18 protein-coding genes, 2 tRNA genes and 1 pseudogene are annotated in these 21,921 nt (G+C 60.0%); 10 read left to right on the top strand and 11 right to left on the bottom strand.

Annotated elements, in window-relative coordinates; genetic code table 11:
* Positions 1–140: 140 nt before the first annotated feature.
* Both ACTHLA_RS06530 and ACTHLA_RS06525 read right to left on the bottom strand, forming a co-directional pair.
* On the bottom strand, positions 141–1,553 hold the full coding sequence (locus ACTHLA_RS06530; RefSeq protein WP_440186417.1) for a TolC family outer membrane protein: 1,413 nt from the start codon (positions 1,551–1,553) through the stop codon (positions 141–143).
* Positions 1,554–1,838: 285 nt separating this feature from the next.
* On the bottom strand, positions 1,839–2,468 hold the full coding sequence (locus tag ACTHLA_RS06525; RefSeq protein WP_440186415.1) for a protein-L-isoaspartate O-methyltransferase family protein: 630 nt from the start codon (positions 2,466–2,468) through the stop codon (positions 1,839–1,841).
* A 222-nt stretch (positions 2,469–2,690) separates the two neighbouring features.
* Between ACTHLA_RS06525 and ACTHLA_RS06520 the strand changes: the two genes are divergently transcribed.
* Positions 2,691–2,764: transfer RNA gene (locus ACTHLA_RS06520), tRNA-Cys, on the top strand.
* Positions 2,765–2,791: 27 nt separating this feature from the next.
* On the opposite strand, the gene ACTHLA_RS06515 is transcribed toward ACTHLA_RS06520, so the two are convergent.
* Positions 2,792–4,090 (bottom strand): methyl-accepting chemotaxis protein, encoded by a 1,299-nt coding sequence (locus ACTHLA_RS06515; protein ID WP_440186413.1) that lies wholly within the window; start codon positions 4,088–4,090, stop codon positions 2,792–2,794.
* A 318-nt stretch (positions 4,091–4,408) separates the two neighbouring features.
* Between ACTHLA_RS06515 and ACTHLA_RS06510 the strand changes: the two genes are divergently transcribed.
* Positions 4,409–4,484 (top strand) — tRNA-Asn (locus ACTHLA_RS06510).
* 96 nt (positions 4,485–4,580) lie between these two features.
* Complete coding sequence (locus ACTHLA_RS06505; RefSeq protein WP_440186412.1) at positions 4,581–6,119, top strand: hypothetical protein; 1,539 nt, start codon at positions 4,581–4,583, stop codon at positions 6,117–6,119.
* A 501-nt stretch (positions 6,120–6,620) separates the two neighbouring features.
* Here ACTHLA_RS06505 and ACTHLA_RS06500 read toward each other — a convergent pair.
* From ACTHLA_RS06500 to ACTHLA_RS06480, 5 genes are all read right to left on the bottom strand, one after another.
* Positions 6,621–6,860 (bottom strand): hypothetical protein, encoded by a 240-nt coding sequence (locus ACTHLA_RS06500; RefSeq protein ID WP_440186410.1) that lies wholly within the window; start codon positions 6,858–6,860, stop codon positions 6,621–6,623.
* 6 nt (positions 6,861–6,866) lie between these two features.
* Positions 6,867–7,241, bottom strand: a complete 375-nt coding sequence (locus ACTHLA_RS06495; protein ID WP_440186408.1) for a hypothetical protein — start codon at positions 7,239–7,241, stop codon at positions 6,867–6,869.
* Positions 7,242–7,448: 207 nt separating this feature from the next.
* A complete protein-coding gene (locus ACTHLA_RS06490; protein WP_440186406.1) occupies positions 7,449–8,507 on the bottom strand; it encodes an AAA family ATPase in 1,059 nt (352 codons plus the stop codon).
* Between the two features lie 1,478 nt (positions 8,508–9,985).
* The gene (locus ACTHLA_RS06485; protein ID WP_440186404.1) at positions 9,986–10,615 is read right to left on the bottom strand and encodes a BRO-N domain-containing protein; all 630 of its coding nucleotides are present in this window, start codon (positions 10,613–10,615) and stop codon (positions 9,986–9,988) included.
* 600 nt (positions 10,616–11,215) lie between these two features.
* Positions 11,216–11,920: a recombinase family protein gene (locus ACTHLA_RS06480; protein WP_440186402.1), complete on the bottom strand. Its 705-nt coding sequence runs from the start codon at positions 11,918–11,920 to the stop codon at positions 11,216–11,218.
* 782 nt (positions 11,921–12,702) lie between these two features.
* On the opposite strand from ACTHLA_RS06480, the gene ACTHLA_RS06475 reads away from it, so the two are divergent.
* The 5 genes from ACTHLA_RS06475 (at position 12,703) to ACTHLA_RS06455 (ending at position 15,876) form a co-directional block, all read left to right on the top strand.
* Entirely contained in the window at positions 12,703–13,299 is a 597-nt protein-coding gene (locus tag ACTHLA_RS06475) for a hypothetical protein (RefSeq protein ID WP_440186400.1), read from the top strand.
* 146 nt (positions 13,300–13,445) lie between these two features.
* The gene (locus ACTHLA_RS06470; RefSeq protein ID WP_440186398.1) at positions 13,446–14,939 is read left to right on the top strand and encodes a tyrosine-type recombinase/integrase; all 1,494 of its coding nucleotides are present in this window, start codon (positions 13,446–13,448) and stop codon (positions 14,937–14,939) included.
* A 121-nt stretch (positions 14,940–15,060) separates the two neighbouring features.
* Positions 15,061–15,402, top strand: a complete 342-nt coding sequence (locus ACTHLA_RS06465; RefSeq protein WP_440186529.1) for a type II toxin-antitoxin system RelE/ParE family toxin — start codon at positions 15,061–15,063, stop codon at positions 15,400–15,402.
* On the top strand, positions 15,380–15,580 hold the full coding sequence (locus ACTHLA_RS06460) for a hypothetical protein (protein ID WP_440186396.1): 201 nt from the start codon (positions 15,380–15,382) through the stop codon (positions 15,578–15,580). The genes ACTHLA_RS06465 and ACTHLA_RS06460 overlap by 23 nt, the downstream gene beginning before the upstream one ends.
* A 35-nt stretch (positions 15,581–15,615) precedes the next feature.
* Positions 15,616–15,876 carry a hypothetical protein gene (locus ACTHLA_RS06455; RefSeq protein ID WP_440186394.1) on the top strand — a complete coding sequence of 87 codons (261 nt, stop codon included), beginning with the start codon at positions 15,616–15,618 and terminating at the stop codon, positions 15,874–15,876.
* A gap of 33 nt (positions 15,877–15,909) precedes the next feature.
* Here ACTHLA_RS06455 and ACTHLA_RS06450 read toward each other — a convergent pair whose 3' ends face one another.
* Complete coding sequence (locus ACTHLA_RS06450; protein WP_440186392.1) at positions 15,910–16,407, bottom strand: DUF4142 domain-containing protein; 498 nt, start codon at positions 16,405–16,407, stop codon at positions 15,910–15,912.
* Between the two features lie 289 nt (positions 16,408–16,696).
* On the opposite strand from ACTHLA_RS06450, the pseudogene ACTHLA_RS06445 reads away from it, so the two are divergent.
* Positions 16,697–18,949 (top strand): annotated as a pseudogene (locus ACTHLA_RS06445) (FdhF/YdeP family oxidoreductase); the annotation flags it as partial.
* On the opposite strand, the gene fdhD reads toward ACTHLA_RS06445, so the two are convergent.
* Both fdhD and ACTHLA_RS06435 read right to left on the bottom strand, forming a co-directional pair.
* Entirely contained in the window at positions 18,950–19,765 is an 816-nt protein-coding gene (fdhD, locus tag ACTHLA_RS06440; protein ID WP_440186390.1) for a formate dehydrogenase accessory sulfurtransferase FdhD, read from the bottom strand.
* Positions 19,758–20,777 (bottom strand): YihY/virulence factor BrkB family protein, encoded by a 1,020-nt coding sequence (locus tag ACTHLA_RS06435; protein WP_440186388.1) that lies wholly within the window; start codon positions 20,775–20,777, stop codon positions 19,758–19,760. Before ACTHLA_RS06435 ends, fdhD begins: the two co-directional genes overlap by 8 nt.
* Positions 20,778–20,966: 189 nt before the next feature.
* Here ACTHLA_RS06435 and ACTHLA_RS06430 point away from each other — a divergent pair, with 189 nt between their 5' ends.
* Complete coding sequence (locus ACTHLA_RS06430) at positions 20,967–21,671, top strand: MgtC/SapB family protein (protein ID WP_440186386.1); 705 nt, start codon at positions 20,967–20,969, stop codon at positions 21,669–21,671.
* The last annotated feature ends 250 nt before the right edge of the window (positions 21,672–21,921 follow it).

The raw sequence follows: 21,921 nt of genomic DNA, 5'->3' as shown, positions 1-21,921 counted from the left end.
TGACACGTGTTCGGAGATTTTGGCAACCTTCAAGGGCGAGCCTGCGCCGCTTTTTCGCCAATTTCGATGAATTTTTCTGTGACGGAACGAAAACGGGGGCGACTGCGCGCCCCCGTCCACAGTAAAAAAGCAATGCCGGATTACATACCCGAAGCCAGGCCGTCCAGAAGCCGCGCCACCGGCTCCAGCGGCGACCAGCCCTTATTCTTCACCTTGTCGAAATTGGCTTGCGGATCATAGGTCTGAACGTCTGGCGCAAACGCCTTGGGATCCAGCGCGCCGGTGACGGCCAGCAACTGGCTGCCCGCGACATAGGCGTTGCGCTGCGATTCGATCAGCGACAATTGCGCGCTTTTCAGATCCTGTTCGGCGTTCAGCACTTCGATATTGGTGCGCAGGCCGACCTGCTGCTCGGTCTTGACGCCGTCAGCGGCGATCTGGGCCGCCTTGACGCCCTCCTCGTTCGAGGTCACCGCCGAGCGCGCCGCCAGCATCTGCGACCAGGCCTGCGACACGGTCGAAACGACGCTGCGGCGGGTCAGTTCGACACCCGCCGTTTGCGCCGCCAGATTTTCCTTGGCCTGACGCACCTGCGACCCGTTCAGGCCTGCGCTGAACAGCGGGATCGACAGGCGCGCCGTCAGGCTGGTGCTTTCATTGTCGCTCAGTGTGCCCAGGTGATTGGTCGGCGCGGTATAGCCCGATTGCGCCGACAGGCCGATGGTCGGACCGAAGACCGAACGCGCCGCGCGCACGCGATCCGCCGCCGATTGCTCGGCGTACATGGCGGCCTGCATGTCGGGATTGTTCTTCTGCGCCGAATCCAGCGCCGCATTGAGATCGGTCGGCAGGCCCGGCAGGTCCGGCACAGGATCGAGCGCCACCGGCGCCTGACCGACAATGGCGACGTAAGTTGCGCGGTCGGTATCGAGTTGCGCCTGCGCCGAGGCCAGCGACGCCGCTGACGCCGCCAGTCGCGCCTGCGACTGCGCCACATCGGTGCGCGTCAACTGCCCGGCGTCGAACTGCGCCTGGGTCTGATCAAGCTGCTGCTTGAGAATATCGTAATTGTCCTGCGAGATTTTCAGCGCCTGCTGATCGCGCTGCACGGCGGTATAGACCGATATGACGTCGAGCAGCACGCCCTGTTCCGTCGAGCGCAGGCTTTGCTGGCCCGACATGACCGTCGCCTTCGACGCGGCCAGCGAGGCGGTCAGCCCGCCGGACGCGAACAGGGTCTGAGTCGCCGACAGCGACAGACCTGTATAGGAGCGATTGCCCAGACCATCCGAATGATCGGCGTAATCGGTTGAGGCGCCCGCGTTCAGCGACGGCCCCAGATAGGATCGCGCCTGTACATAGCCTTCGTCCGCGGCCCGCTGCTGCGCCCGCGCGCGCAAGAGGGTCGGGTTTTGCGCATAAGCCATGGCTATGGCGTCGCCCAGCGATTCCGCCTGAGCCGCCTGCGCCAGCGCTCCCATCCCTCCTGCTGACGCCATCAGCAGCGCCAGCGACGTAGCGAACGACTTTGCGCCGAATATCGACTTCTTCATAAAATAGTACCCCGAAATTGCCCTCGTCCCACCCATTATAACAGGGTTTCGCGCCAGCGGCAGACGAACTCCAGATTTTCAGATGCCAGAACTTCATAAACTTGGCGAGTTAAGGATTTTTCACCTTTGCCATTTTTACGACGGCGCACGCATTTATGCATGTTTTTGCATATAAGGCATTACTAATGCAGGCTGCGCCTTATGTAAAGACGCGCCGCCCTGATGACAGAGCGGCGCGACAATTTGTGGCAGCGGCGCGTCCGCTTAGGCGCGGACGGTTCCGATTTAAAACTGAAACGACGGCGCGCGCCCAAAGCCCGGCAAGGTCGTCGGCGCGGAATCGAACGCGTCACGTTCAGAATAGCCGGATGTCAGGCGCAGATAGACCCGTGCGCGTCCGACCGGTCCGTCTTTCAGCACGACCACAAGACGGCCGCCGACCTTCAGCGCCTTCAGCCAGGCCGCCGGAACCTCGGCGACCGAGCCTTCGACAATTATCACGTCATAGTCTCCGCCCACCGGCGTCTTCAGATCCTGGATGGCGGTTGTTACGCCCAATGCCTTGAGATAGGGCTCGACCACCGCCATGGCGCGCGAGTCGGCCTCCTGCTCGGTCACCTTAAGTCCCGCCTCAGCAAGCACGGCGGCGGCGTAAGGCGCAGCTATGGCCAGCGCGGTTTCACCGAAACGCGGTTCGGCGATCTGCATCAGTTTGGAGATATCGCGCGGCGCCATCAGGAAACGCTCTGGCGCGATCACCGGCTCGACCTCGCCATAGGCGCGGAAGGCTTCGGACGGCGCGCACAGGCGCTCGCGCTGCACCTTACGCATGGCGGCGACCAGAGCCTGATCGGTCACGTCATTCACCCGCACCTGGGATTCGACCATATTCTGACGGCTGGCGTGAAAATCCATCGACGGCTTCCTTTTCGGAACAAGACGCAACTACATGAGTCAAAGCTCTAATCCGCCCGCTTATAAGCGTAATCCCCCCAAGGCTTCAACGGCTTTTTCAGCCGCTTTTGCGGCGCAAAAGCCGCATATGTCCGCGCATCTTAAAAATATCTTGGGAAAAATGCCGTAATCAGCGTTGCAGGCGGTCAAACGATCTGATAGCTGACCGCTTCGCTCCTGTGAGGCCTGATGGCGGAGCGGTTACGCAGCGGATTGCAAATCCGTGTAGCCCGGTTCGACTCCGGGTCAGGCCTCCAAGTGATTTCCCTTACATGTTTAAGGCGTTACGCCGTGCGCACTGAATCCAGGAAGCGCGCCAGTTCCTCGCGCAGGCGCGCGGCGACGTCCGCAACGGATTTGGCCTCTTCAAAAACGACGCTGGCCACCTGGCCCGTCTCATTGGCGCCGTCGCGCACCGAATCAATATCCTCGCCGACGCTGCGCGAACCGGCGGCCAGCGATTCGACGGTTCCGGCAATGCGGCTGGTCGCCGTCTGCTGCGCCGCGACCGAGCGCGCAATATCGTCAGCGCCCGCGCGCAGGTCGGCGATGGTCCGCACGATGTCGCCAATAGCGGCGACCGCGCCGCCGGCGTCTTTCTGGATCTGCTGCACCTTGCCGGTGATTTCGGACGTCGCCTTTTCGGTTTGCTGCGACAGGGCCTTGACCTCGGCGGCCACAACGGCGAAGCCTGCGCCATGCTCGCCCGCGCGCGCCGCCTCAATGGTGGCGTTGAGCGCCAGCAGATTGGTCTGCGACGCGATCTGCGCGATCAGATCCACAACAGCGCTGATCTCGTCAGCGCTGCGCCCCAACCGCGTCATAAGAGCTGAGGTCGCTTCGGCTTCGCCCGAAGCGCGCGCCGACACTTGCGACGCCGCCAGGGTGGAGCCCGCGATTTCGTCGGCCGACTGCGACAATTCCTGCACTGTGGCGGCGACCTGTTGCGCGCTGTGCGAGGTTTCGCTGGCCACGCGCGCGACCTTAGCTGCGCTTTCCGAGGCGTTGAAGGCCGATTCGCTCATCTGTTCAGAGGTCAGAATCATGGCCTGCGAGGAGCGGGTCAGTCCCTCCAGAAGGCTCGCCATCTGCGCCTCCAGTTGCGCGCCCATGGCCTGCAACGCATCGCGACGCTCGCTGGCGATCACCTCGGCGCGACGCGCGGTCTCTCCTTCCAGCCGCAACAGCTCCAGGCCGTTGGCGCGCAGGACGTCGATGGCGCGCGCCATATCGCCGATTTCGTCGGAGCGCTGCGCGCCCTCCGCCGCCCGGCTGTAGTCGCGGGCCGCCAGCGCCTTCATATGCTGACTCAGGCGGTTCATTATGGAAAAGACTTCGCGATCGAAATAGACCGCCGCAACCAGGCCCAGAACGCCGACCACCAACCCGAACGATAGAGCCAGATGTGAAAAGCCCTGCTCCATCCGCACAATCTGCGTGGCGGCGGCGCTGTCTCCGACCTCGCCCGCCATTCGGATCACAGTGTGAGTCTGCTCGACCACCCACAGAACGGCCCCGGTCAATCCAAGGAAAAACAAAGCAAGAAGCGCACGGATGCGAAATTTGATCGGAGGCAGACGCACGGCAAGGAGTCCTGATGATGTACTTGTGGTGGGCAGGCTTTCCCGCAGCGGGTTAAATTGTCATGAACAGACGGTGCGGCTTGATCGCGCAGCCGACGAAAATTAACTCCCCATTAACCTGAATCCTTACATAACGGCGTTGTCTTTGCTTTTTTGAAGACACCCACCATCACCAAAACTTTTCAAGGCCCGAAGGCGTTTCTTCGGGCTTTTTTTTGCTTGGGTTACGCGCCGCCTTGCGAGAATTGTTGAAAACTTCAATAATCAGGCTTGCGCATCGGATCAGAGCCTTGCTATAGGGCGCGCCTGCCAAGTTGATCCCCGATAGCTCAGTTGGTAGAGCGTTCGACTGTTAATCGAATGGTCGCAGGTTCGAGTCCTGCTCGGGGAGCCATTGCCGCACTTATGCGTGCAGGTTCAATAACTTACCGAAATCGTTAGGGTTTTAGACGCGCTCCTGTGCAAATCGGGTGTGCAAATGGCGATACGTATGGCGAAGTTAGAGCGTGACAAAAAGACCGGCTCATGGGCCAGCCGGAAGGTAATCCCGGAGGATGTCCGGGAGGCCTACGGGAAGAAAAACGAAGTCAAACGCTGGTCCGCCGCGCTGTCCTCCCGAGAGGCTACCGCCGAATGGCGCGCATGGCTTGACGCGGTAGAGGCAAGGATCGAACGCCTACGTCGGTCAAAAACCGGAGAGCCTGTCACGCTGTCGCATCGCGAGGTCGTAGCGCTTGCCGGTCAGTGGTACAAAGAGCGCGTCAAGGCGCATGAGGACAATCCCGGCGATCCCCATGGATGGGACGCGGCGCTTGACGACATGGCCCCCGACAATCCCGATCATGAAGGCTGGAAGGAACAGGCGTGGATCGTCAGCGACATTGACACCTTGCTGCAAAACGAAGGCCTCGCCCTGCACTCGAACAGCCGCGCAGCGGTCACTCGAGAGGCGCATGAGCTTGCCCCTTCCCTGTTCCGACTTATGGTCCGTCGCGCAGACGGCGATTACAGGCCCGACAAGATCGCCTCCGCGCTTCCCGCTTGGTCTCCGCCATCGCCAGCGCAGGACGTTAGCAAGTCACCTGCTGTCTCTTTCATGGGCCTTTTTGAAGAGTACGCGGTGAACCCTGACAAGACCCCTAAGGCTAGCACGATGGAAGCTTGGCGGCGGATGCTGAAAGTCTTTGTTGCCTACCTCGGCCATGACGACGCCGAGCGCATCACGGCAGACGACATACGCGGCTGGCGGCAAAGTCTGTCAGACGGCACCCGCAAGGCCGTAACGATCAACGGGAGCTATCTCGCTGCGCTTCTGACAGTGCTGCGCTGGGGCTTCGCGGAAGGCCGCTTAAAAACAAACCCGACTGAGGGCCTGACCTTCCGCTATCGTCGCGACGTGCGCCAGCGGGAGGCCGGGTTCACGGATGCCGAGGCCGCCACCATCCTCAAGGCCGCTCTGTCCGCACCACCGGGCAGGAACACGCCGCATCGCGACCGGGCGCGCCGTTGGATACCGTGGCTGTGCGCTTATACCGGTGCCCGTGTCGGGGAGATAGCTCAGCTTCGGAAACAGGATGTGACGCGGCGCGATGGTGTTCCGCTCCTCCACATTACGCCTGAGGCCGGGACCGTCAAAACGAACCGATACCGGTTTGTCCCCCTGCACTCACACCTCATTGATCAAGGCTTTGTCGAGATGGTGGCGGCGCTGCCCGATGGTCCGATCTTCTATGATCCCAGCAATGCACGGGGCGGCTCTGTTGAAAGCCCGCAAGCTGATAAGGTCGGTCAGCGCCTCGCGGTCTGGGTGCGGGAGATAGGCGTGAACGACAGCCGCGTCCAGCCTAACCACGGGTGGCGTCACCGGTTTAAGACGAAGGGCCGCACCGCAGGCATCCCGCATGATGCGCTCGACGCTATCCAAGGCCACATGGCGGGGAGCGAGGGGCGGAAGTACGGGGACCACGAAGTCGCCCTCCTGAAAGCGGAGATTGAAAAGCTGCCTCGCTATCAAATCGAAAGCGATTAATCTTGACGTGGCTTGTGGCCAGCCCTCATCACCTTCAAGTTCCCCCTTCGCAAATCCAGAGGATCAGCCGAACGACGCATTGCAAGGTAGCCCGGTGGTGGTCGCATGATCCCCTTCGCGGCGTTCGTCCACTTCTTCCGGCCTGCTTCCTGCGTCCGATAGGCCACCGTCCAGCCGCGCCGCCCGGTCCCATGGACGGCGTAAAGGGCCTTAGGTAGTCCATCCCTGACCCAGCGTTCCCAGTCCTCACGGTCCATCCAAACGAACGCGCCGGGGCGGTTCGACAGTTCAATGAGGGTCAGGCGGTTTCCGTCCTTATCTGTGACGGGGACGATGCGCCCTTGCGTCATGATGTTTGCTCCTTGGTTTCTAGTTATGCCCTGTGTGACTCAGGGAAGCCCGCACAGGCCCCATCAGGCCGCGCCCGGTTATGGCGGGCGAAAAAACGAGATGAGTCTGTGCGGGCTTCCTAGGAGTCCTGAAGACGTTACGGGTATCGGCCTACGGCTGGGGCCGGTCGAGCAACTGACAAAGCCGCGCATTGATTCGGCCCTGCTCGTCGCGTAGTTCCCTGAGCCTGCCTATGGCGGCGCGGATAGTCTCCACAGTCTCCGCCTCCGCGATCATGTCGCGCACGATCTTGATGGACCGATTAAGCCGGATCATGGCAGGGACGATCTCATTGTAAAGCGCGTCCTCCAGTTCGATCAGGTCGATACCGTCCTGCGTTTCAAGGGCCATGACGGCTCACCATCCGCCGATCTTGCGGCGCTCCTTCCGGTCCATCAGACGGAGATTGCAGCGGCGTAGGTCGAGCGGGTCGCCTGACAAACGGCGGACCACCTTACCGGGCGGCGGCTGGATTATGCTGCGGGCGACAAGCGTGGCGTAGCCTGTCCGCCCGTTCTCACGGTCGCTATACGCGACCTGAAACTTGCGGTTCACGCCCCCGCCTCCGCTCTGCGCGTAAAGCGATTGCGACCGGCCCGCCTCAAGCCAAGCCTCCCAGTCCGCCCGGTCCATGCCGCAGAACAGGCCGGGGCGGTTCGACAGTTCGATCAGGACGACAGGGTGATTGCGGTCGTCGGTGGTGTGAATGACATTGGCGACGTATTTTGCCATGGGTTTGCTCCATAAAAGAAAAGCCCCCGGCGGGATGCCGAGGGCGGTGGTCATGCAGTGAAAGGCTCATGAGGATCGCGGCGAAGTCCGGCCCGGAAAGCCTTGTGAGGTAAAGAACCTCACGTCCTCACGGGCTAGTAACGGACATGAGGAATGAGGATCACCTACGGAGGAGGGCTGCGCCCCCTCCTTCGTGACTGAGGCGGCTTAGAGGTCGTCGTCCGGGTCGGCCTCCTCGCGGGCTGCCTCGAAGTGAGCCGCAACTTCCTTATCGGTAATGATGCCCTTGGTGATGGCCAGCTTGAACCTGCCGTTAATCCAGCCCTCGGACGGCGGCTTGCCCTGCGTTGGCCAGAAGCGTTCCGGCAGGGCCTTGCCAACGGCGACTTGGTTCGTGAAGAGACCAGACCTGACGAGCGCCGCGAGGGTTTCCAGCACTTCGTCCTGGGGCAGCTCGAAGGCCCACTCAAGATCGCCATTGTCAGTCCGCGACAAGGTGACCGCCCGGTCCCCGATAGTGCTGTCCCGCAGGCCCCGGTATTTCTCCCAGACCATGTGAAACCGCGTGGTCCCGGCTGGGTCCAGCACGTCGCGTCCCTTCTCCTTCTTCATGCCCATGATGACCTCGAAGGTTGTCGCCAGCATCGAAGAACCGCGAAAGCCGCTGCCGGACTTGTTCGCATGGTGGATGACGAGACAGGCAATCTTGGCCTGCTTAAGCCGCATCAGGAAGCGCACGAAGGTGTGCATCTTGGCGGCGTCGTTTTCATCGTCGATGGCGGCTACGGTACTGAGATTGTCGATGATGACGAGGTCCGGCTTCTCCCGGCGCAGCTTGGCGAGGATGTGGTCGTGCTGCTCCTCGTCCGCGAAGTCCCAGAACTTCACATCCGGGTCTTGAGCATGGCGCGCAAGGATGATCAGGTTGCGGTCTGCGGCGTCCACATCAAGCCCGCTTACGGTGTCCTGAAGGGTGACTAGGCGGGCCTGAATGTCATCTGAGGCCATCTCGCCGTCCACCAAGATCACCTTGCGGGGGGCCGGTGCGGTCCACCCAAGAACGGCCCCGCCGCCAGCGATGGCCAACGCGAGGGTCATCGAGAACATCGTCTTACCTACGCCGGGGGCAGCCCACAGCATGACCGACTCCTGCTCTCTGAGCCACGGGGACAACAGAAAGTCCCGCTTCGGGAACTGCTTGGCTTTGAGACTGCCAAGGCTAACGTATTGCAGGCGCTGAGGGGCCTGCGGGTTTTCATAAGGCATAGTCACTCCTTCGCCATCCTCGCTCCTCGGAATGGCGTTGCTGTGGTGATTGATTTTCGGTGGTGAACTGGTCCGGGCTATGTCGGTAAGCCCGCTCTCTCCGTTACGCTCAGGGCGTTACGGGGGTGATGGTTTTCGGCGGGAACCGGCTATCGGCAGATGAGTCAGCCTTGCATCGCTCCTGACGTTGGCCCAATGCCGCCTTCTTGAGCGCTCCGGGTAGGCTTCCGGTGATCCTGAAGGGCCACAAGGGGCAGGACACGGACACGCATTTGCGGACCTCCGCAGCATTGTCGCCGCAGCAGTCGAGACACTTGGCCCTGATGGCGGCTTTGGCCAGCCTGATGGGAACGCCTGCGTCGGCCATGTCGTCGGCTGTCAATCTGCGAGGGTCTTTGCCGATGAGGTGGGGCGCGTCGGCGGGCGCTGTGGCGGCTTCGAGTAGGCCTTTAGGTTGACGTGATGGGGTCATGTGGCTCCTGACATGAAAAAACCCCCGGCGTGATTGCCGAGGGTGTGGGTGGGTGATCCTGTCTTCCTACATAGCGGACAAAAAACAGGGCAGGACGGGCGCGCATTGAAATGTCATGCGGCCCCTAAGCGCCCCCGGCGGTGGACCGGAAGGCGGAACTTTTGGCGGCTCCATGGGGAAACTCAGACACCACCCGGTCGCATCACGAAGTCAGCACTGGGCCGATCTGCGGAGCGCCAACGGGCGGTGTCTGAGCGGGCCTGACGCGTAGGAGCGGCACGTCAGACGTTCGGTATCTGTGGAGGCTGCCTTCGTGGCTGGCCTGTGTGAGAGGGGGCCTCTGACGGGGAAGCCCCCATCACAATGGCAATCCGCATGGTCGGCTTCAGGTCAGCTTGATGTGAACCTGAAGGCCTACTTAATGGTTATCTGACGCGGGCCAGAAGAGTTTGCTTTCCTATAGGGAGGTTTTATTCCAGACCCCTGCCGTTCAAGCCCTCCCTGCCGTGGTCCGCGAGGGCGTATGAGCCGGTCTTTCGGATGGACGACGGGCCTTCTTCGTTGACCCAGCGCTGGAATACGATTGCCCGTGAATAGGGGGAAACCGATTACCCCAGCTTCCGCACAATCAGCATGGACGCCCCACCACGAACCCGATTAGTGGTGACGATGATCATGTCCTTCCCGGAGTGAGGGCCTAAGTGAATCCGTTTCACTTTGGTCAACTGCGTCTCTTCAAAGCAGTTGTAAGCGTTGGCGCGGCCATTGCTGATGCCGTACAGGAAGGTTAGGACGTCTGCACCCACGAACCACGGCTCGCCGTCGATCAGGGGCGGTGCGAATGTTGACCGGCGCGTGGTTTGCTGTGACGGCCCTGATGGCTCTAACGACGAAGGAGACGGGTCAGTGTTCGGCACTATGCAAGCCTCTGGTCAGCCTGAAGCTATCCATAAGCTGACTTGACGCTTATCTTAATGTTGATCCGAACCGGGGGCCGGGAGGGTTTCTATAATGGGGCTTTATTCCAAGCCCTTGTATTCCTTGGGTTTGTGACTCCGCGCCATTTGCGCAGCTTCAGGGCGGCCGCTGCGGTCAGCATCCGGTCAGACTCAGGGGAGACCTTCAGGCCTTCAATGAGCGCCGTCAGGCTCTCGATCTTCGCTTCCAGCGGAGCGATGGCCTTGGCGACAGCCTCGGCAATGTCCATGGGCAGCGGCATGGCTTCCCTGCCGTGGTCCGCGAGGGAATACGCGCCGGTCTTTCGGATGGAGGGGAGGACTTCGCGGAAGAGCCAGTCCTGAAACACCTTGGCCTCCGGTCTATCCGACTTCGTGATGAGCCTATAGACCGCAGGTTCGGAAATCAGGGTGAGACGTGGGTTGCCCGGACGTTTAGCCTCGTTCGGATGAAGGCTAATCCGCAGGACAACCTTCTTGTCGATGTCCGGTAGATTATAGATGACACTGTTCGTGCCGCGATTAGCGCGGAGCGCCAGTGCTTCCATAACATCCATCGCCACGAACCACGGCTCGCCGTCGATCAGGGTGGTGCGGATGTTGACCGGCGCGTGGGCTTCGGTGGGCTGGAAGGTGAAGATGGTGGCGGTTTCGGTCGAGGTGGTCAGGGATGACCACATTGATTCCAGTGGATTGAAATACCATCAAGGTTGCGGTCTTTTAACTTGATGATAGTTTCATTTCTGAGATGTGTTCACACCACACTCCACCATAGCGAAACCGGGCGGCTGACCCACCAAAAGGCCTCGGTCACCGCTGTGTCCATTTTAACAAACATGACATTGAGGAAACCTAATGCGTTTTGCATCGCCTATTTTCTTGTCTGCGGCTGTCAGTATGTTGATACCGTGCGCAGCGTTCGCACAGGACGTGCCTCAAACTTCCGAGAAACCTTCGTTAGATTCGGCTTATACACGCGCAAGGGACTGCATAACTCCTCATCTTATTGCCGACGAGCCGTCGGGTGAACCTGCAACCGTCATAGTGGACGTAGCCATGGGGTTCTGCGATTTGCAGATAAAAGGGATTTGGACGGCCTTGATTGCTACTTCTCAAAGTAAGGAGATGCGGCAAGGAACGATTGACGCGGGACCGGGGGAAACACTTAGAATCTATCGTCTCAGCGCTCTGGAAACGGTTATGCAAATGCGGGCCAAACGCCTCGCAGAAAATCGAAGCGATACGCGCTGACTGCCGTCACTTAGCGCCCTGAGGCCTTCTTACACGGCCCGCTCAAGTACGCGCTTTACGCCCATTGCCGTCCATGCGCCGCCACGCTGCGTCTTGACGTGCATGCCTGACAGCCGTCCGGCAATCGCCGCAAACGACAGCCCTTCGTCACGCAGGCCACGCACGATAGGCCCGACTTGGCCTGCGAACTTGTCCGCCTTTGCTTTGATCGCTTCGACACCGAGATCAGGGCGTGGAGCCGACAGGCCGTGCGGGTTGCCCAGCTTCGCGACCACCCTTCCCGACCGCTTCGAGACATACTCGTCGCCAGCTTCAAGCCTTGCATTGATCGCGCCTAGGGCAGCCTTCGTCCGCGCAGAGATGGCCTTACGCTCCGCCTGGGCGACCGCTGCCATGATGTGAATGGTCAGTTCGTTTGCCTCCGGCATGTCGCAGGCGACGAACTGTGCGCCCTGATCCATCAGACGGGCGAGGAACGCCACATTGCGGCTCAGGCGGTCAAGCTTGGCAATCAGGAGCCGCGCCCCCGTCAATCGGCAGCGCTCCAGCGCGTGGGTGAGTTCGGGCCGCTCGTCATTCTTCCCGCTCTCGACTTCCTCGAAGTCCCCTACAAGTTCACCCCCGGTCGCCCTTAGATAGTCCGCGACGGCTTGCCGCTGGGCTGCGAGGCCGAGGCCTGACGCGCCCTGTCGCTGGGTCGAAACCCGGTAGTAGGCAATGAACTTCCCCGACATAACAAATCTCCATACGGTCGTATCTTGATTTGATATACCGCATTAAACCATTAGTCAACGGGCTATTAAACGCCCGCTTGTCAGGACCGTCTGCATCATTGCATCAACTGCGCCGCTGCACATTTACTATTATATTCAATGACTTGACACGCGACCGCAATGCGGAGTCTAAGGTGGCTTCTAACTATCAAAGCGAGATACACATGCTAACCACACCTCCCGCTTCCAAAAAGAAGGCCCTTGGCCGCAAAAGAAATGACCTTCACCGCTCAGGGTGCGAGATTAACAGGTTCGCTGCGGAACACGCCCGATTGCTCAACGCCGTCTCGAAGCTTCCGCCCGCGCGGCCCCAACCGGGGAAAGACCGTGAGGGTGCGGCAGGCCCGATGCCTTTGGGAACGCAAATGCAGGATGAAGAGGCGCGACTGGTGCGCTTTACGTCAGGCCTAATGCCTGCCCCACCTCACCCCTAGGCTTCCTTCCGGCCCGCTCTTGGATCACCTCCGGGGCGGGCCTCATCATATAAGCGCCGCCCTGCGCGGGCTGCCTTCCGGGTGGACCGGCGGGGGACTTTGGGTTGGCTTCGGGTTTACCGGCGCGCCCCCCTACGGGGGGAACTGCGGCTCGCCTCCCGCGTATATGGGGCTTCGGTTATGTGACCCTAAAAGTGATCGGATATTTCCAGCCCACAAATACGTATTTTCCTTAGCTGCGACTTCAGCCTTAGAGTCTAGCAGCGATATTTCTTTTCGCGTATTCATCTCAAAACTTTGGAGGGAAAGATGGACACAGCTACCGTTACGCTGATTGTAGGCATCGGCTCTATTTTCGCCAGTGGTGTGGTGTCGTCATTTGTGACCTATCGCTTGAATAGAAACCATACTCAAAAAATATTTCTCCGTGAAAAAGCAGAACAGCTTTACCTATCCACCGATGAATTTGGAAAAGATTTGAGTTGTCATGTTATTTCATACTACCCTCTTATAAGAGGAGAGATCGACTATAATAAAATGTTAGAGATGCAAATAGAGAATTCTAGTGTTAAAAAATATGGCGGTCATGAAACCATGACTATGCTGGTTGATATTTATTTTCCTAGTGTGAAGCCTGCACTTGAAAATGTTTTGAAAGCTCAGAAGGCATACAGCGGCATGGCCTCCAGCATAAGGAGCGCCTACCAAAGCAACGGCCATCTTCGCCATGAAGATTGGAACTCAAAGGTCACAAAAGTCGCAATCGGGATAAACGACAGCATTAACGAGCTTCAACATGAGATCGTTGTTGCGGCGAGGACTCACGCAGGGGTCAAACACAAGCACGCTCATCCGTTCAAGCACCTTTTCAGTCGGCGGAAAGTCACTAACCCGTCAAATCGTTAGGAAAGACATACACGGTTGGCCGCTTGCCTTTATCGGGCGCGTGTGCAAATGTCCTGTGCAGAAACAAAACCTACGCGCGTGTAAAGTTAAACATTTTCAGTACGTTATATGACTTTATAGGCCGTCCTGCTCGGGGAGCCAGGCGCATGTCCCAGGACATGCGAGGGCGTTTGAAAACTCCTTTAAAATCAAGTAATTTAGGCGTCGGAAAGTCCTCCGATGTTCGCCCAGATTTGCCCGCATCCGAGGCCGATTGGGGTGATTTTTGGGACCGCGTTTCGTATCGTTTTCAAATCATACCCACCTTGGTGTACCCAGTCATGCCGCTGACGGACGCAAAAATCAGGGCCGCGAAGCCGAAAGGCGATAAACCCTACAAGATTTACGACGAATCAGGCCTGTTTTTGCGGGTCTCCTCCAATGCCTCAAAGCACTGGCGCTGGCGTTACAGGTTCGAAGGCGTCAAAAGGACGCTGTCATTTGGCGCCTATCCATCCGTGTCGCTGGCGCAGGCGCGTCAGAAGCGAGACGATGGCCTGCAGACCTTGAGCGAAGGGCGAGATCCATCCAAAGAAGCCGAACGCAAGGCGCGCGAAATCAGGCGCTCCGCTATCAATACGTTTGACGCGGTCGCTCAGGAGCTGATTGAACTCCATGAGGCCAATGGCATGGCCGAGGTCACCCTCGTCAAACATCGCTGGCTCCTGTCGCTCCTAACCCCGGCGATTGGCGCTCGCCCGATCAACGATATCGAACCGCTAGAGATTCTGGCGCCGCTAAAAAAGCTGGAAAAGGGAGGCCTCAACGAAGCCGTCCATCGCGCGAGATCCTTTGCCGCCCGCGTCTTCAAGCTGGCCATTGTCACCGGTCGCGCCAAATATAATCCAGCCGCAGATCTCGGCATCGCCCTTGTCTCGCGCAAGACCCGTCATTTCCCGGCCCTCATCGCCCCCGACGCTATCGGTGGCCTGATGCGCGCCATCGATGGTTTTGATCGCTATATCATGACGCGCTTCGCCCTTTGCTTTATAGCCCAGACCTTCGTTCGGCCGGGTGAATGCCGCCGCGCCGAATGGTCCGAATTCGACTTTCAAAATGCGGTCTGGCGGATTCCCGCCGAGAAGATGAAAATGCGACTCGAACACGTCGCGCCGCTGTCGCGTCAGGCGATGGACCTGCTGATGCAAGTCAGACGCTACAGCGGCAACAGGCAATACGTCTTCCCTTCGGTCCGCACCTGGGAGCGCCCTCTCTCGGAAAACACGCTCAACGCCGCGCTGCGACGGCTGGGTTACACCAAGAATGAGATGGTCTCTCACGGCTTTCGAACGACTGCGAGCACCTTGCTCAATGAGTCGGGGATGTGGACGCCTGACGCCATCGAACGCGCCCTCTCCCACCAGAAGGCCAATTCCGTACGACGGATCTACAACCGGGCGGCGCATTGGGACGAGCGCGTTGAAATGGCGCAGTGGTGGTCAGATTATCTTGACGACCTCCAGGCGTCAGCGCTCCCGCTTGAGAAGCGCGATCAGTCCGGCCCGATAAGCGAGGTCGGCGAGGCGCCCAGGCGTGCATTCGGCCGCTTCAGCCGCCCCCCATCGTCGCCATCGTCATCGCCATCGCGGCGATTTGCCTGAAGCCGGTGCGCCAAATTCTGATCATGGATATTGAAATATAGAACCTAGTTCTATATATTCTATGAGGTTTCTGTCCTGTGCGAACCTTTAAAAGCAAGGCCTTCGTCCGGTTTGCACGCAAATCCGCGACGCACAGCTTCTGAAGGCCGCGCATGATGCGGGCCTTGGTCTCATTGACGCCGATCTCGGCGGCGGCGTGATCAAGATGCGCCTTGGGCGGACGAATGCGGGAAAGTCAGGCGGGTTTCGCACCATCCCGTTTTTCCGGGCTGCGGACCGCGCCTTTTTCATTCACGGCTTCGCCAACAAGGACCAGGGCAATAATATCAGCGACGCGGAGCTACAGGACTTCAAATTGCTTGCGCCTGTTCTATTAGACGCGACCGAAGCGCAAATCGCGAGCCTTCTGAACGCGGGTAAGTTTATCGAGATAAATGACGATGCCAAAAGCGAAAACCTATAAGAATGATGTCTCCGCTAGCCTGCACGAGCTCGCCAGCGATCTTCACGAGGTCGGGCTGATCGACAAATCGACCATGCGCGGGTTTGATGAGCGTTGCCTGACGCCTGTGCGGGCCTTTACCGCGAACGACATCCGCAGATTGCGCGAGCGCGAGCAGGTCAGCTGCCGCAGGGCATGACGATGAGCGATTACCAGAAGATGGAGCGTTAAGCGATGGACAACGGCGATATTCCCCCAGACCTTCAGCCGGTTGATCCGGCGGTTCATCCCCTGCTGGTGGACGACGCGATCGAACTTTCGCCCGACGAGACGCGGATGACCCAGCGGCTCGGCGCGGCGGTGGTCAGCGCCTGGTTCGTTCTGCCGCGCGACATTCAAAAACATCTGTTCAATCTCGCCGTTCAGGCATCAGATGCGAAGCGCCTGCGCGGCGACATAGCGCGGTTCCTGCACGAGACAGGTGGCGAGACATAGACCGGGCTTAGCAGAACGAACTGTCGATAAAGGCTACATCCTGGCGTTGATCCTATCGACAATGGCCTTGTGCTCTTCGAGCACGGGCAGGGTCTTCATGGCGAAGTTGCGGAGTTTCGCATCCTTGCCCTTGGCCGCGTACCGACTGAAATCGGACACATCTTCGCGGTGATCGCGCGCCATGAAGGATATATAGGCCTTATCGACGTTTCGGCTGGACAAGACCTTGTCGATCTTGCCCTGGAACTTGGCGTTGAGATGTGTCGGCAGCATCAGATGATCATCCGATGCGACCTGTTTCAGCTCTTCGCCCGATTGCGTGTGGTCCTTGACCATGCGCTCGGCGAAGCTGCGCACATCCTTATTATGTGAGCGTTGCAGCATCTTTTTAGCAAGCTGCACCTCCATCATATCGCCCTGCGCCGCCTTATCGGCGAAGGCGGCGGGCGTCGGCGTCGCCGCTAGGACCGATGCGGCGGTGAGGGTCAGTATGAGTACGGTGGCGAACGCAGCCGTGGAGGCCTTGACCATGGGATGTTTCCTGTCGATGTGAACGCGCCCTCAGCGGGGTGTCAGCATGGGCGCGCGCGACTAAAGAAGCGACGCGCGAGGTGGATCCGATCCGTAAAGCGCCCGACAGGATCGGACACGCCACAAGAGATTGGACGGGCCTTTTCATATTTCATCCTTACACCCTCGCCGCTACGGCTGGTGGCCTCCCCCCAGCCTTCGGAGGTTTTCAATGGAAAACTAAACCGACTCCAAGCACGATCCCGACGAAAAGCATTCCGTTCATTACAAAGGCCCTTCCGGCGGCTGGGGTTCCTTACGCGGCATAGCCAGCGTGTTCGGCGAGGAATGGAGCCAGCCCGACGCTCTCAAGCTTCTGGCGACGCAGAACAAACCCGGCGGCTTCATGTGCACCTCATGCGCCTGGGCCAAGCCGCTCAAGCCGCATCCGTTCGAATTCTGCGAAAACGGCGCCAAGGCGACCCTGTGGGAGGTGACCAGCGCGCGCTGCAAGCCGGACTTCTGGGACGATCATACGGTCACGGCCTTACGCGGCTGGAAGGATCACGATCTGGAAATGACGGGGCGCCTGACCCATCCGCTGCGTTATAACGCCGAGACGGATCGTTATGAGGCTGTGGACTGGAGCGACGCCTTTGCCGAGATCGGCGCGACATTGAAACGGCTCAATCCGAAAAAGGTCGTCTTCTATTCCTCCGGCCACGCGGCGCTGGAGCCGTCCTATCTCTACGCGTTGCTGGCGCGGCTCTACGGCACCAATAACCTGCCGCAAAGCTCGAATATGTGCCATGAGACGACCTCGGTGGGCTTGAAAAAGGTGATCGGCTCGCCGGTCGGTACGGTCAACTGGGACGACATCGGCATGACCGAGGCGTTTTTCTTCTTCGGTCAGAACACCGGCCAGAACAGCCCGCGTTTCCTGCATCCGCTGCAAGAGGCTAAGAAGCGCGGCGCGCGCATCGTCACCTTCAATCCGGTGCGCGAAAAGGGACTGATTGAGTTCACCAATCCGCAGAATCCGGCCCAGATGCTGACCGGACAAAGCACTCAGATTTCCGACCTCTACCTTCAGGTCAAGTCGAGCGGCGACATAGCCGCCATTATGGGCCTCTGCAAGGTGGTGCTGGAGGCCGATGACGCGGCCCAGGCTGCGGGGAAGGCGCGCATTGTCGATCACGCCTTCATCGAACAGCACACCATGGGCTCAGAAGACTTCATCAAGACCGCGCGTGAGACCTCATGGGCGGACATTGAGCGCGAAAGCGGCTTGTCGGAGGACGATCTGCGCCGCGCCGGCGAGATCTTCGTCACCTCGAACAAGATCATCGCCGTCTATGGCATGGGCCTGACTCAGCAGGTGCACGGCTCGGATAATCTGGGCATGCTGGTCAATCTGATGCTGCTGCGCGGCCAGATCGGACAGCCCGGCATGGGCATGTGCCCGGTCCGCGGCCACTCCAACGTGCAGGGCCAGCGCACGGTCGGCATCGCCGAAAAGACCAAGCTGGTCCCTATGGACAAGCTTAAAGAATTGTTTGGCTTCGAACCGCCAACGGAAGACGGCATGAATATCACGGAGGCCGCTGAAACGCTGTTCCGCGACGAGCTTCAGGGCTTCATCTGCTTAGGCGGCAATCTGTTGCGCGCCACGCCCGATCAGAAGCGCATGGAAGACCACTGGCCGAAGCAGGAGCTGACGGTCATGATCTCGACCAAGCTCAATCGCAGCCACCTGTTTCCGGGCAAGGTCGCCTATATCCTTCCCTGCCTTGGCCGCACCGAAATCGACGTGCAGGAAAATAACCGCCAGGTCTGCTCGATCGAGGACAGCTTCTCCAACATCAACGGTTCGGTCGGCAACGCCAAGCCGCCGTCAGAGCACGTCCGCAGCGAACTGGCCATCATCGCTGGCATCGCCAAGGCAAGCCTGCCGCCCAACTCTAAGGTCAAATGGGACGCATGGACGCGTGATTACGGTCTGGTGCGCGACCTGATCGAACTGACCTATCCGGAGGATTTTCGCGATTACAACAAACGCCTGTTCCAGCCGGGCGGCTTTTATCGCGGCAACTATGCCAGAGAACGCATCTGGAAGACCGAAACCGGCAAGGCGATGTTCACCGTGCCCGAGGCGCTGCGCGCCAACGCTTTCGAGGACAAGCCCGGCCGCTACCGCCTGATCACCTTACGCTCGAACGACCAGTTCAACACCACCATCTACGGCTATTCCGACCGCATGCGCGGTATCGAAGGCACACGCGACGTTTTGTTGATCAGCCGTGAGGAGATGGCGGCGGCGGGGCTGCGAGAGGGCGAGATGGTCAAGCTGGTCACCGATCTCGATGACGGCCAGCATCGCGAACTGGGCGGACTTAAGGTGACGCCGTTCGATCTGCCGCGCGATACGGTCGCGACCTACTATCCTGAAGCGAATGTGCTGGTGCCGCTCAGCCACCACGACAAGCTGTCCAAGACGCCGGCCAGCAAGTCCGTGCCCGTGCGTATCGAACGCGAAACGGAAATCTTCGCCGCTGCGGAATGATCAAAATCGGATGCGCTGCGGATGGGTGAAAACCTCAAACCCGACTGCGCGCGCCACCGCCACGACAGTAAGCCCCCCCGCCTCGGCGACGCGGAGCGCCATACCAGTCGGCGCCGATATGGCGATCAGGATCGGCGCGCCTATGGCGAGCGTCTTCTGCGCCATTTCATACGAGACGCGGCTGCTTAGCACGACTGCGCCGGGCGGCGGCGATGCGCCGTCGCGCAACAGGGCGCCAGCCAGCTTGTCGAGCGCATTGTGTCGCCCGACATCTTCGCGCACGACCAGATAGCCGTCCTGCGGCGTAAAGTAGCCAGCCGCATGGACGGCGCGCGTGCGCACGCCTAAGGCCTGATGGTCGCGAAGATGGTTGACGGCTTGCGTCACCTGTCGCGCGGTTAAGCTCAGATCAACCGCGACCGAACCGGGCTTGGCCTCCACCATATTCAGGCTCTCGACGCCGCAAAGGCCGCAGCCGCTTGGAGAAAGCCGGGCGCGCCGCCGCGCCACATGCGCAAAACGGCCCGGATGCAGCCAGAGCCGCGCCTCCACGCCCTTCGCTTGCGGCGCGATCTCGATGCGTCTTATATCGGAGACGCTTTTGATCAGGCCTTCGGTCAGGCTGAAGCCGACCGCAAAATCCTCCAGATCTGCGGGGCTGGCCATCATCACCGCCTCGCTGGAGGCGTCGATCACAATGGCGACGGGAACCTCCTCGGCGATGGCGCGCGTCCCCGAGACATCCCTGCCCTGCTTCCAGATGCGTTCGGGCGCTTCAATGACCGCCGCGCGTATGGCCGCCCTCGCCTCATCCATGCATCGCATCTGTCTTGGCGATTCCGCGCGACGAGCGTCGCCGCAAGAAGGCTGTGGCCGTTGCAAACAGGGCCACGCTCGCCACGCTGACCTGCATCAGGACGGAAGGCGACTTGGGCTGCATCGGCTTTGGCGGCGGCGGCGCGAGCGTGACATCCGTTTTCAGTGACAGGGCGCGCCCTGAGGCGCGGGCGTAAACTTGCGTAAATTCGGCGCCAAAGAAGACGATCTGCGCCGAGTAATAGACCCAAACCAGCAGAACGATCAGCGAGCCCGCCGCGCCGTAGCTGGAGGTAAAGCTGCTGTGGCCCAGATAAAGACCGATCAGCGCCTTGCCGATCGTGAACAGAACAGCGGTCAGGCCTGCGCCCAGCCATACATCGCGCCAGCGCAGCCGCACATCGGGCAGGTAGCGAAAGGCGAAGGCGAAGAGAAGCGTGGAGACCAGCAAGGACACGATGCTGTTGATCATCTGGCCCAGCACAACAGGCAGACTGTCGCCAAGCGCTCCACTCACCCCCGATAAAGCCGCCGACACCACCAAGGACGTCAGAAGCAACAGGCAGATGGCGGCGACCATGCCGAAGGATAAAATGCGACGGCGCAGAAAGGCGCGCACTCCCGCCTTGGCGTGCGGCGCGTTAAAGATGACGTTGAGCGCCGCCTGCAACTGATAGAAGAAGCCCGTCGCCGACACCAGTAATGTCGCAAGCCCGATCAGGGTGGCGATCAAACTGCGCGATGCGCCCTTATCGTGGTCGATGACCGTGTGCAAGGCGCGCGCCGCATCCTCGCCCATCAGCCCCTTAATTTCGTCGAGCAGCATGCGACCGGCGGCGTCATGACCGATAAACATGCTCGCCACGGCGATGGCGATCAGTACCAGCGGCCCGATCGACAACATACTGTAAAAGGCTAAGGCCGCGCCGAGCTTGGGCGCCTCATCGGCGTTCCATGCCTGAAAGGTCGCCTTGAGCAGGCTCCACGGCGTGCGCCTTATGGTGTTCGACATATCGTGGCCCCGCAAATTCACCTGATGAGCGCCCGCCGATGGGGCCACAAAGGGCGGTAAGAAATCAATGCTTAAAAGCCATGGCGGGGTCCCACTTATCCGATTTCTACGAAAGTCCCTCAGCTTTCGTCTGGTCGCGCGTCTGAAGCAGAGCGAAGTTTAACCTCCGGTTTAGCACAGGAGACTGACGTGCCTTTGCACCTGACCTGGCAGGACATAGCCTTGCGATTGGCGCTGTGCGTATTGGCTGGCGCCGTCATTGGCTTAAACCGTGACGCGGGCGGTAAGCCCGTGGGCATGCGCACCAGCATTCTGGTTTGTCTCGCCGCCGGCATGGCGATGATGCAGGCCAATCTCTTGCTTGATGTCACGGGCAAGACCGACGCGTCCTTCCCGGTGCTGGATCTGATGCGCCTGCCACTGGGGATTTTAAGCGGCATCGGTTTTATCGGCGCGGGCGTTATTATTCAGCGCAGGCACGGCGGGGTGCGCGGCATCACGACCGCAGCAAGCCTGTGGTTTGTCACAGTGGACGGTTTGGCCCTGGGCGGCGGCCAACTGGGACTCGGCCTCGCCGCGCTCATCATCGGCGTCGTCGTGTTGTGGCTGTTCAAGCCACTGGAGCGCTGCGTGCCGCGCGAGCATGTCGGACGGTTGCATCTTGACGTGCGCGCGCCGGGCCTCGAGGCCGATCAGTTGCGCCAGGCGGCCAGTGGATTAAAGGTGAGAATCGACGCCGTGACGCGAGACGCTAATAGCGAAGCGACGCAAGTCGAATGCGAAGTGCGCTGGCGCGGACGCGACAACATTACCGACGCGCCTGACGCTGTGCGGCGTCTAATAAGACTGCCGCAGGTCGTCGCCGCGCGTTGGACGCTGGAGGACTACCGATGACGCCCCAGCCCTCGCCGCCAGATCATAGCGTGCCATGTCGGCTCTTGCTTGTCGTCGATCCGCAAAAGGGCTTCATGACGCCAAGCAGCGCGCATATCTGCGAAAGGCTCTTAAACTTGCAACAGCGGTTCGACGTGGTGATTTACAGTCGTTTCCTTAAAGCAGACCCTTAACCGTTCCGAACTATCCAGAACATGAATGAAATGGGACCACGCACTGACGCGCTCGATTTAGCGCTCGACCCCCCCAA

The sequence above is a fragment of the Asticcacaulis sp. genome, from assembly GCF_051956075.1.
GTDB lineage: Bacteria > Pseudomonadota > Alphaproteobacteria > Caulobacterales > Caulobacteraceae > Asticcacaulis.
The sequence above is the reverse complement of the archived record's forward strand: the minus strand, read 5'-3'. Positions and strand labels throughout refer to the sequence as shown.

Excerpts from the sequence above, each read along its gene's own strand:
- ACTHLA_RS06495 (WP_440186408.1), bottom strand. The coding sequence starts at position 7,241 with ATGGCAAAATACGTCGCCAATGTCATTCACACCACCGACGACCGCAAT.
- fdhD (WP_440186390.1), bottom strand. The coding sequence starts at position 19,765 with ATGGATGAGGCGAGGGCGGCCATACGCGCGGCGGTCATTGAAGCGCCC.
- ACTHLA_RS06500 (WP_440186410.1), bottom strand. The coding sequence starts at position 6,860 with ATGGCCCTTGAAACGCAGGACGGTATCGACCTGATCGAACTGGAGGAC.
- ACTHLA_RS06455 (WP_440186394.1), top strand. The coding sequence starts at position 15,616 with ATGGACAACGGCGATATTCCCCCAGACCTTCAGCCGGTTGATCCGGCG.
- ACTHLA_RS06480 (WP_440186402.1), bottom strand. The coding sequence starts at position 11,920 with ATGTCGGGGAAGTTCATTGCCTACTACCGGGTTTCGACCCAGCGACAG.
- ACTHLA_RS06460 (WP_440186396.1), top strand. The coding sequence starts at position 15,380 with ATGCCAAAAGCGAAAACCTATAAGAATGATGTCTCCGCTAGCCTGCAC.
- ACTHLA_RS06485 (WP_440186404.1), bottom strand. The coding sequence starts at position 10,615 with ATGTGGTCATCCCTGACCACCTCGACCGAAACCGCCACCATCTTCACC.
- ACTHLA_RS06490 (WP_440186406.1), bottom strand. The coding sequence starts at position 8,507 with ATGCCTTATGAAAACCCGCAGGCCCCTCAGCGCCTGCAATACGTTAGC.
- ACTHLA_RS06450 (WP_440186392.1), bottom strand. The coding sequence starts at position 16,407 with ATGGTCAAGGCCTCCACGGCTGCGTTCGCCACCGTACTCATACTGACC.
- ACTHLA_RS06525 (WP_440186415.1), bottom strand. The coding sequence starts at position 2,468 with ATGGATTTTCACGCCAGCCGTCAGAATATGGTCGAATCCCAGGTGCGG.
- ACTHLA_RS06470 (WP_440186398.1), top strand. The coding sequence starts at position 13,446 with ATGTCCCAGGACATGCGAGGGCGTTTGAAAACTCCTTTAAAATCAAGT.
- ACTHLA_RS06435 (WP_440186388.1), bottom strand. The coding sequence starts at position 20,777 with ATGTCGAACACCATAAGGCGCACGCCGTGGAGCCTGCTCAAGGCGACC.
- ACTHLA_RS06530 (WP_440186417.1), bottom strand. The coding sequence starts at position 1,553 with ATGAAGAAGTCGATATTCGGCGCAAAGTCGTTCGCTACGTCGCTGGCG.
- ACTHLA_RS06475 (WP_440186400.1), top strand. The coding sequence starts at position 12,703 with ATGGACACAGCTACCGTTACGCTGATTGTAGGCATCGGCTCTATTTTC.
- ACTHLA_RS06505 (WP_440186412.1), top strand. The coding sequence starts at position 4,581 with ATGGCGAAGTTAGAGCGTGACAAAAAGACCGGCTCATGGGCCAGCCGG.